The organism is Sphingobium sp. DC-2 (genome assembly GCF_000722555.1).
In the GTDB taxonomy this organism is placed as follows: domain Bacteria; phylum Pseudomonadota; class Alphaproteobacteria; order Sphingomonadales; family Sphingomonadaceae; genus Sphingobium; species Sphingobium quisquiliarum.
This window is the reverse complement of record NZ_JNAC01000116.1, coordinates 1-9262: the sequence shown is the minus strand read 5'-3', so window position 1 is coordinate 9262 and position 9262 is coordinate 1. Positions and strand designations below refer to the sequence as shown.

General features: G+C 65.5%; 7 protein-coding genes. All 7 read left to right on the top strand.

What is annotated here, in order from left to right; genetic code table 11:
• Positions 1-119: 119 nt before the first annotated feature.
• Positions 120-977, top strand: a complete 858-nt coding sequence (locus tag ET21_RS0120925; protein WP_030541203.1) for a toprim domain-containing protein — start codon at positions 120-122, stop codon at positions 975-977.
• Positions 978-1014: 37 nt separating this feature from the next.
• On the top strand, positions 1015-5277 hold the full coding sequence (locus tag ET21_RS0120920; protein WP_030541202.1) for a strawberry notch-like NTP hydrolase domain-containing protein: 4263 nt from the start codon (positions 1015-1017) through the stop codon (positions 5275-5277).
• Positions 5278-5307: 30 nt separating this feature from the next.
• Positions 5308-5625 (top strand): BrnT family toxin, encoded by a 318-nt coding sequence (locus tag ET21_RS0120915; protein WP_030541201.1) that lies wholly within the window; start codon positions 5308-5310, stop codon positions 5623-5625.
• A complete protein-coding gene (locus tag ET21_RS0120910) occupies positions 5609-5920 on the top strand; it encodes a BrnA antitoxin family protein (RefSeq protein ID WP_030541200.1) in 312 nt (103 codons plus the stop codon). The genes ET21_RS0120915 and ET21_RS0120910 overlap by 17 nt, the downstream gene beginning before the upstream one ends.
• Before the next feature lie 111 nt (positions 5921-6031).
• Positions 6032-8167 (top strand): ParB/RepB/Spo0J family partition protein, encoded by a 2136-nt coding sequence (locus tag ET21_RS0120905; RefSeq protein WP_193378985.1) that lies wholly within the window; start codon positions 6032-6034, stop codon positions 8165-8167.
• Complete coding sequence (locus ET21_RS28235; protein ID WP_030541198.1) at positions 8121-8381, top strand: hypothetical protein; 261 nt, start codon at positions 8121-8123, stop codon at positions 8379-8381. The genes ET21_RS0120905 and ET21_RS28235 overlap by 47 nt, the downstream gene beginning before the upstream one ends.
• A gap of 93 nt (positions 8382-8474) precedes the next feature.
• Positions 8475-9254: an ArdC family protein gene (locus tag ET21_RS0120895; RefSeq protein WP_081856813.1), complete on the top strand. Its 780-nt coding sequence runs from the start codon at positions 8475-8477 to the stop codon at positions 9252-9254.
• Positions 9255-9262 lie beyond the last annotated feature (8 nt).

The following is a 9262-nucleotide window of genomic DNA, read 5'->3' as shown; positions in this document are numbered from 1 at the left end:
CCAATCTCCGCCAAGCATGCTCAAGCTTCACGATTTTTGCAACAGAGCCATTTCGAGGATACCGAGGGCATGTACACGATCGCGCGCGTCTTCCCGCTCGCTAACCCGAGTAATGACCAATGACGATCGTTGCCCGCCGCCCCTCGCAGAAGCTCATAGACATCGTGGGCACCCTTCGCGGCACCTGGCATGGAACTCGCGCCATGTGCCGCTGTCCGGTCCATAACGACCACACCCCCAGCCTGTCCCTCCGGCAGGGGGATCGCGGTATCCTTGTAACCTGCTTTGCCGGTTGCGATTCCATCGACGTCCTTCGCGAACTCGATCGGATCGCCATCACCCGCCACTACGAACCGCCGCCAGACAACGCTCGATCCGGCACCGCGAATATCGAACGGCTCTGGTCGCAGGCGCAATCCGTGCCGGGTACGCTTGGGGAACGCTATCTGGGATCGCGCTTCCTGCTGCCTATCCCCGGTGACGTCCGCTTTCATCCGCGCTGTCCCCATGGCGCCAAGCCCAACACCGTCTTCAAGCCCGCCTTGCTGGTCGCGGTGCGCGAGGCCCAGCGTCTTGTCGCCCTGCAGCGGATCTTCCTCGATCCCGAGACGGGCCGCTATACCGCCAAGGCGACGATCGGCTCGCTCGGCATGGGCGCATGGCGGGGCGGCGGCATTGGTCCCACCATCGGGCTTGCCGAAGGATTTGAGAGCGCGCGCGCGTGGAGCCGCATCAACAACCTGCCGTGCTGGGCAACGCTCGGCTCGCGCCGGTTCGGCCTGGTGACGATCCCCGACAGCGTGACCGAACTGATCCTGGCAGGTGATTATGACACGGCGGGCCGGAGGGCCGTCAACCGGGCATCCCATCGCTATGCCAGCGACAATCGCCTGATCCGCGTCGATTTCCCCAAGGGATACAAGGATTGGGCCGAGGTCCTCGAGGCGCAGGAGGAGAGGGGGGAAGGGAAAGGGTGATCTGCCGTCCGGGCAGAAGAACAGGAGACCCTTTGTCATGCGCGATCTGCTCGATCTTCCCCCCGTTAATGACCGTTCGGCCGCCCGCCACATTGCCGCATTGCTGGCAGAGGGCGCACTCATCACCCGGCGCGACCTCAATGAGGCCATGACCCGCTGCTTTGGCGGCAGCGATGCCGACGGGCGCTGGACCCAGCGTGCCAGCTTCGAGATGCTCGAGCACGCGCTCGCGCTGCATCTGCGCACGCGGCCCCATGCGCTCGATGGCCTCGCCGATGTTGCGGCCGCCACCGCGCTGATGGAGCGGTGCCCCACGCAGACGGTGCGCAGCGAGGAACAGATCGTCTTCCAGCAATTCTCGACCCCTGCCGATATTGCCGCGCTGGCGGTGCTGCTGGCGGCGATTACCCTTGAAGATATCGTGCTCGAACCGAGCGCGGGCAACGGCCTGCTTGCCGCGCAGATACCCCCTAGCAGCGCACTTTATCTCAACGAGATCGATGCGAAGCGCCGAGAGCGGCTTGCCTCTGTATTCCCCGACGCGATCGTCACCGGCCATGACGGGGCAGGACTGGTCAGCCTCCATGCCGCACTGCCGCGCCCGAGCGTCGTGCTGATAAACCCGCCCTTCGCGCGCAGCCTCGGGCGCGGCGCCGACGATCTCGCCGCGCTGCGCCACCTTCAGGCCGCGCTTCGCCGTCTTCGCCCCGGCGGCCGCGCCGTGGCGGTAATGCCCGACTGGTTCGCGCCCGATACGCGGGTACGCGCTGCCTACGAGGCGGTGCTGTCGGGATGCAGCGTGCGCACTTCGCTGCGGCTCGAACACTGCTATCGCAAGCACGGCACCGATATTGCGGTCAGGCTCTACGTCATCGACAAGGGGACCGCCGCCGGCGAGGAGGATATGCGCCCCGCGACGATCGCGCGCGCCTCGCTCGCGGACCTCATCGATGCCGTGACGATCCCGCCGCGCGCCCCGCTCCCGGACACCGGCGCCAGTTCCGTCATCTCTTCCGCGCCTTCTTCCCTCTCTTCAACCTCCGCGCACAAACCCGCCACGATGTTCGGCGCCGCGCGTAGCGCGAAAGCGGCAAAGCCGCGTCCCTTCCATGCCCCGTTGAAGAACGCGGTGCTGCCCGTCGCCTATCGCACGCTGGAACAGGCAGCACCGCTGGCCGAGCAGGTCGGTGTCTATCTGCCTTATCGTCCGAGCCGGATCGTCTTCGAGACTGCGGGCGAACATCCCACCGCGCTGGTGGAATCGGTGGCGATGGGCTCGATCCCGGCGCCGATCCCGACCCATGTGCCGCATCTGCCCGAGCGCACCGTCACCGAGCGGCTGCTCTCGACTTCGCAGCTGGAAACCGTGGTCTATGCCGGCCATGCCTGGTCGCAGATGCTTCCCGGTACGTTCCGGGCCGCCGAAACCGGGGTCGGATTGATCATCGATCCTGAAGGGCGCCAGTATCGCAAGGGCTTCTTCCTGGGCGACGGCACCGGGGCGGGAAAGGGCCGCCAGATCGCCGCGTGTATCCTCGACAACTGGTTGCAAGGGAGGCGCCGCCATGTCTTCGTGACGAAGAACGAACCGCTTCTGGAGGACTTTCGCCGCGACTGGACGGCGCTGGGCGGTCTGTCCGCCGACGTGCAGCCGCTTTCCAACTGGAAGATCGACCAACCTGTCAGCCTCGAACAGGGCGTGCTGTTCGTCACGTATCCGACGCTGCGTTCGGGCCGCTCGGACCACACCCGCCTGCAGCAGATCCTCGATTGGGCAGGAAGCGACTTCGAGGGCGTCATCGCTTTCGACGAGGCGCACGAGATGGGCGGGGTCGCCGGCGGCGAGGGCGCGCTGGGGCGCAAGGAAGGCTCGCAGCAGGGTGTCGCCGGGGTACTGCTCCAGAACCGGCTTCCCGGTGCGCGCGTTCTCTATGCGTCCGCTACTGGCGCGTCCGACGTCAACAACTTCGCCTATGCTGTCCGGCTCGGACTGTGGGGACCGGAGACGGCCTTCGCAAACCGCGAGGCGTTCATTTCCGAGATCCGGCAGGGCGGTATCGCAGCCATGGAGCTGGTGGTGCGCGACCTCAAGGCACTCGGACTGTATACCGCCCGCGCGCTCAGCTTCGCGGGTGTCGAGTACGATGTGCTGCGCCACGCGCTGACCCCGGCGCAAATCGAGATCTACGACACATACGCTTCGGCCTGGCACGTCATATTGTCCAACATGGAGGCCGCGCTCGAGCAGACCGGCGTGGTCGATGGTTTCGGCGGCAAGACGCTCAATGCCGGCGCCAAGGCCGCGGCGCGCAGCCGCATAGAATCTGTCAAGCAACGCTTCTTCGGTGCCGTCCTCCTGGCGATGAAGCTGCCCACGGTGATCGCCGCCGTCGAGGAGCATCTGAAGGCCGGCCAGTCGGTAGTGCTGCAGCTGGTGACGACGGCCGAGGCGATCCTCGATCGCCGCCTCTCGCAGATGAGCGCCGAGGAACGCGCCGATCCCATGCTGACCCTCTCGCCGGTCGACCAGATCGTCGATTACCTGATGCGCGCCTTTCCGACCCGGCAGATGCGCGTCTTCACCGACGATACCGGAACCGTGCGTTCCGAGCCGATGAGCGACGAGAACGGCAATCCGGTCCACAACCCCGAGGCCATCGCCGCGCGCGACGGCCTCATCGAGACGATCTGCGCGCTGCCGCCGATCCAGTCCGCGCTCGATGCCATCGTCGAGCACTTCGGTCCCGAGCGCGTCGCCGAAGTAACCGGGCGCTCCAAACGGCTCGTGACCCTCGCCGATGGGCGGCAGAAGGTGGAAAGCCGTCCCGCCAGCGCCTCGCGCAGCGAATCCTCGGCCTTCATGGACGGCACCAAGCGGGTGCTGGTGTTTTCCGATGCGGGCGGCACGGGGCGTTCCTACCATGCCAGCCTCGATGCGGTGAACCAGGAGCAGCGCGTCCACTTCCTCCTCGAGCCGGGCTGGCGCGCCGACCGGGCGATCCAGGGGCTCGGGCGCACGCACCGCACGCATCAGGCCTCGACCCCGCTGTTTCGCCCCGTCACCACCGACTGCAAGGGCGAGCTGCGCTTCACCTCGACGATCGCGCGTCGGCTTGACAGCCTCGGCGCGCTGACGCGCGGCCAGCGCCAGACTGGGGGTCAGAATCTGTTCGATCCCGGTGACAACCTGGAATCCGAGTACGCAAGGGACGCGCTGGTGACATGGTTCCACCTGCTCGACCAGGGCAAGCTCAAGAGCACCACCCTCGATGCCTTCACGACAATGACCGGGCTCGAGATCCATGACGGCGACGGCGTAATGAAGGAGGAGCTGCCGCCCATCCAGCGCTGGCTCAACCGCCTGCTGGCGCTGCCGATCGGCATGCAGAACGAGATCTTCGAGGAGTTCCTCGCGCTCGTGGAAACCCGCGTCGCCGCCGCGCGCGATGCCGGCACTCTCGATGTGGGCGTCGAGACGATCATGGCCGATAGCGCGACCGTCATCGACGACACGCTGCTGCGCACCGATCCGAACACCGGGGCGACCAGTCACCTGCTGACCATCGAGATCGCGCGGCGCAAGAACCCCATCGCGCTTGAGCGCATCCTCAAGATCGCCGATGCCCATAAGGATGCGGCCTTCGTCCACAATGGCCGCTCGGGCAAAGTGGCGCTGCGGCTGCGGGCGCGGCCGTGGATGGACGAGGAAGGCGAGCCGATTGCGCGCGTCGAGCTTCAGCGACCCTGCCGGCGCGAGTTCCTGCGCGAGGCCGATCTTCTCGAAAGCGCCTGGGACGTCATCGACCGCGATGCCTTCGCTACGCTATGGAGCGCCGAACATGCCGAGGCGGCCGAGCAGCTCGACGTCGAGACGATCCGGCTCGCGACCGGCCTCTTGCTGCCGATCTGGTCGGCGCTGCCATCCGATCACCTTGCCGTGAACCGTATCGTCGACAAGTCGGGCAACTCCTGGCTCGGCCGTCTCGTCTTCGACGATCATGTGGTCCATCTCTACACTAAACTCGGCATCGCCAGATCCGAGGACATGCCGACAGACGCCATCGCCCGCTCGGTCCTCTCCGGGCGCAGCGTCGCGGTGGCGCGGCCTTTCGCAATGACCTTCAAGCGCTCGCTGGTGAATGGGAACCCCCGCGTCGAGATTGTGGATGCGCCCGCGAACCAGCTGCCCTGGCTCAAGTCGCTCGGGTGCTTCGTGGAAATCATCCAGTATCGATCGCGCGTGTTCGTCCCGGTCAACGATGCCGAGAGTGTCATCGGGGCGATCATCAAGGCCGCGTGAGAGTGCTGGCGTATCGAAGGATGATGCTGTATGGACAATATCGTCAATACATATGGAGATGGTGTGCGGTTCGAATGGGACCCCGAGAAAGCCGAGATCAATTTACGCAAGCACCGGATCGGCTTTCCGCTTGCCCAAAGGGTATGGGACGATCCTTTTCTCGTCATCGTCCCCGACCGCACGGTCGATGGCGAGGAACGCTTCCATGCGATCGGCGCGGTGCAGGGCGTGGTCATCGTGCTGGTCGTCCACACCTATCCCGATCCCGGCGACGACAACCGGATACGGATCATCAGCGCCCGAAAGGCCACGCCTCACGAAAGGAGACGGTATGAAGAAGAATCTTGATAAGGCTGAGCGCGAACAGCTTGCCGCGCTGCAGGCGATGACCGACGACGAGATCGATACGCGCGACATTCCCGAAGCCGCCGAGGCGAACTGGGACCGTGCCCATCGTCCCGGCCTCTACAAACCGCTCAAGAAGTCGGTGACCATGCGTCTCGATCTGGACGTCATCGCCTGGTTCAAGGAACATTCCGAAGGCGGCTACCAGACCGAGATCAACCGCACGCTGCGCAAGCATATGCTGCGCCATGAGGCGCGCATCAGCCGCAAATCCCCGCATGATGGAGCACGCGCCTGAGTTTTCCGTAAGATCAAAGCGATATCACGCCGTCAAGACCCCGGAGAGAGAGGGGGAAGGGGAGGGGTGTTCGGAAATTGGTCCGGACGAAAGAGACAAGGTGATATCCCCATGATCCAGACCGTGAAGCTCGCCAAGCTGGTCCCCTCCGAGATCAACGTGCGCAAGGCCAGCAACGACCTCATCGAACAGTTCGCCGCCGACATTTCCGCGCGCGGCATCCTGCAGAACCTCATCGTGACGCCGGTGAAGAAGCCGCGCGGCGCATTTGCCGTGATCGCGGGCAGCCGCCGCTACCGCGCGCTGATGCTGCTGGCCGAGCGCGGCGAGATCAATGCGGCCGAATACGACGTGCCGGTTCTGATGCTCAGCGGCGACAACGGCACGCTCTCCGAAGCCTCGCTCGCTGAAAACTTCCATCACCTGGCGATGTCGCCCACCGACGAATGCCGAGCATTCCAGCATTGTCTGGCGCAAAGCGGTGATATCGATGCGGTCGCCAAGCGGTTCGGTATCACTCGCCGATCCGTCGAAGGTCGCCTGCGTCTCGCCAACCTCGCCGAACCCATCTTCGACGCGCTGGCGTCTGGTGAGATCACACTCGATATGGCCAAGGCCTACGGATCGACCGAGAGCCATGAGCGCCAGCTGATGGTCTGGAACAGCTACGGCAAGAGCAGCTACCACGGTGCCGATACGATCCGGCGCGTCATTGCCAACGAGAGCATGAAGTCCACCGACCCGGTTGCCATCCTCGTCGGTCAGGACGCCTACATCGCTGCAGGCGGCCTCGTCGACAGCGACCTGTTCAGCGATAACGGCGATCGCTGGACCAATCCCGAGATCGCCCAGACCCTCGCCGCCGCGATCATGGAAGCCGAAGCGAAACGCATCGGCGAAGAACGCGGCCTGGCCTGGATTCGTCCGCTGGTGGGCACCTCGACTTGGGAAGCGGCCCGCAGCCTGCACCGCGTGAATCTGCCGATGCCGGCGCTGACAGTTGAACAGGCGGCCCGGATCGAGGAGATCGATACCCGTATCGGCGCCATCGAGACCGAGATGGAGAACGAGGAGATCGAGCAGGAAGCCTACGACGCCCTCAACGACGAATACGAGGCACTGAGCGAGGAGGTTCAGACCTTGCGTTTCCATCGCCCCGCTATCCTTCCCCCCGAACTCGCTCCGCGCGTCGGCCTGTTCCTGACCCTCGAAAACGACGGCACCATGGAGCTGGACGACACCTACTACTCCGAGACTCCGCTGCGCGTTACGCTGGTCGATGACGACGAAGCCGAAACCGGCGATGAATCGTGCGAGGCCGGTGACGGTGACGATGCTCCCGAGATCGACGGCGATGGCGCGATCATCGCGCGCACCCCGACTTTCCGCATCGAGGAAGGCCCCGCGCGGGGCGGTCCCATCGCCGAGGGCCGCAGCAAGGCCGATGAGGTCGATCCGGCAGCGGCGGCTCCGGGCGGCAAGGCGATGAGCCAGGTGCTGCTCGATCAGCTCGCGGTCCAGCGCCGCGATGTGCTGGGCGCATCGATCATCGCCAATCCGGCGCTCGCGCTCGACTACATGCTGTTCGTCATGGCCGACCAGGGCCATGCCGGGGCCTCGTACAACGGAACGACGATCCGCGCACCCTCGCCGCAGGACCCGGTGCTGGCGAGCAACGTACCCGCGACCCGCGCGCGCGACTACCTCGCCGAGGTCCATGAAGGACTCGACCATAGCTGGACGGAATCGAGCGACATGGTGACCCGCTTCGAGGGCTTCCGTATGCTCGGCGACGAGGCCAAGGCGGCGTGGCTGGCCTGGATCGTAGCGACGTCATTCGAGGCCAAGGAGAGCTACTCGACCCGGCAGAACCCGCTTCAGAACCGGCTTGCGACGCTGCTCGAGGTCGATGTGGCCAGCTGGTGGCGGCCCACGTCGGAGAACTTCTTCGACCGCGTTCCCAAGGGCGCGCTGCTCTCGCTGCTCGACGATGTGGGCGGCCCCGCGCTCTCGGGCCGTCACGCCAGCCAGAAGAAGGGCGAGATTTCGGCCTCGTGCGAGAAGCTGTTCGCCGGTGAGGCCGTGATCGAGGCCGAGGTCAAGGAAGCGGCGCTTGCCTGGGTGCCTGCCGCGATGCGCTTCCCGCTCACCGTGCCGAAGGTTGAAGACGAGGTTGGGGCCGAGGCTGGCAGCGTCGAAGATGACACCGACACGGACGTCGATCTCCGCGCTCATCGGGGACGATGAGGCTGACGACGAAGAGGCCCTGGCGGTGCTGGCTGCGGACGGTGCGGAAACGGCTACCTCTGAAACTGCTGGCCCCGATGACGGCGATACCGAAGACGGCACTGGCGGCGAGCGCGTGGCGATCGACGACGAGGCCGATGGCGTCCATGACGACAGCCCGCAGGTCTACGGCGATGACGACGCCATCGGTGAATGGGCCGTGGCCGCCGAATAAGCCTCCCGCACTGTCCTGACAGGTCCACCGCCGACGTCCACCCCCCGGAGGACATCGGCGGTGTGATCACTTTGCTAACCGCAGGAGTGCGTCATGTCCAATACCCCGCCGGGGCTGCTACCGGCATCCACCCCGCGTTCCTCTCGCGATATCGCACGCGAGGTTACCACCACCATCATTGCCCGCCTCGAGGCAGGAACGAAACCCTGGACCCGGCCCTGGTCGCTCACCGGCGAGGGCGGACGACCGCTGCGCCATGAGGGCACCCCTTACGCGGGCATCAATTGCCTGTGGCTCTGGGCGATTGCCGATACCCGTGGCTACCGTTCCCGCTACTGGATGACCGCGCGCCAGGCCGGGGAGCTGGGCGGCCGTGTCCGCCGCGATGCCCGCCCCGCCATGTCGATCTATGCCTCCAGCTTCCGCAAGGCCGGGGCTCCCGGCCTCATGGGCGAGAAGACCTCCGGCGCGCTGATCCGCTTCCTGCGCCACTACTGGGTCTACAATGCCGACGAAGTGGAAGGCCTGCCACGCTATTACTATGCGCGTGACGTGCCACCGACCCCGGCGCTGCTCTCGCACCGGCAGGACGCGATCGATGCCTTCTTCGCAGCCATTCCGGCCAGACTGCGCTGGGGCGGGGACCGCGCGTTCTACGATCCGTGCGGCGACTTCATCCAATTGCCCCATCCCGGCAGCTTCCGTTCAGCGGATCTGCTGGCATCTTCGAGAGCACACGAGACTGCCCACTGGAGCGGGGCTGAGACGCGGCTCAACCGCACGTTCGGCAAGCGCTTCGGCGATGCGGCCTATTGCATGGAGGAACTCGCGGCCTTATCTGGACAGTCTGCACCGTGCCTCACGCACACTTGAACGGTATG